We start from the raw sequence: 1,051 nt of genomic DNA, 5'->3' as shown, positions 1-1,051 counted from the left end.
CCTTGACGGTGCCGCCGCAGTTGGTGGGGTCGTTGTCGGTGATGGTGGTCTTTTCGTCGAGCTTGACCTTGCCGTTGTTGTTGAAGACGCCGCCGGCGACGCGGTGGGTCTTGGCGGAGTCGGTGGCGGTGTTCTTGGTGACGCGGGTGTTGGTCAGGGTGACCTTGCCCTCGTTGTTGAAGATGCCGCCGCCGTTCTTGGCGGTGTTGTTCTTGATCTCGGTGTTCCGGACGGTGAGGGTGGCGTTGTCTTCCTTGTTCTTGTCCTTGTCGGACTCCTCCTGGAAGCCTTCCTTGATCTCGACGTCCGGGTCGCCGTTGAAGATGCCGCCGCCGAAGCGTCCGGCGGAGTTGTCGACGATGGCGCTGTCGTCGATGGTGGCGGTGGCCTCCCGCTCCTTCTCTTCCTTCTGGTCCTTCTGCTCGCCGTACGGGGCTTCCTTCTTCTTCTTTTCCCCGCCGGTGTTGTAGACGCCGCCGCCGTCCTTGTCGGCGTGGTTCTTGGCGACGATGACCTTCTGGAGGTCGAGGTCGGTGTTGCGGGCGTAGATGCCGCCGCCGTTCTCGCAGGCGGTGTTGTTCTTGATGCTGGTCAGGGCGATCTTGACGAAGCCGCCGGAGCTGAACACGCCGCCGCCGTTCTTGCCGGCCCGGTTGTTGTGGATCTCGGTCTTGCTGGGTTCCTTGCCCTGGAAGCGGCCGATGATCTCCACGGTGCCGGCCTCGTCGCGGCCCTTGACCCAGTAGTCCTTGTCCTTTTCCTTTTCCTTGCCCTCGCCGTTGGCGATGCCGCCGCCGTTCTCGCCGGCGGTGTTGTTGTTGATCCGGGAGTCCCTGATCTTGAGGACGCCGACGTTGAAGATGCCGCCGCCGTTGCGCTGGGCGTGGTTGTCCTCGACCTTGCTGTCGTCGAGGTCGACCCGGCCGAAGTTGGCGATGGCGCCGCCGTTGCCCTCGGCGTTGTTACGGGTCAGCTCCACCTTCTCCAGGTGCGCGCTACCGCCCCGCTCGACCAGGATGGCGCCACCGTCCGCCTCGCCCTCCTTCTTCTC

Annotated in this window: 1 pseudogene; it reads right to left on the bottom strand. The window is 64.2% G+C overall.

From position 1 onward, the window contains the following. Positions 1-1,051 (bottom strand): annotated as a pseudogene (locus ACFYM6_RS36170) (hypothetical protein); the annotation flags it as partial.

Origin of the sequence: Micromonospora sp. NPDC006431, assembly GCF_042870725.1 — a bacterium.
Lineage (GTDB): Bacteria > Actinomycetota > Actinomycetes > Mycobacteriales > Micromonosporaceae > Micromonospora.
The sequence above is the reverse complement of the archived record's forward strand: the minus strand, read 5'-3'. Positions and strand labels throughout refer to the sequence as shown.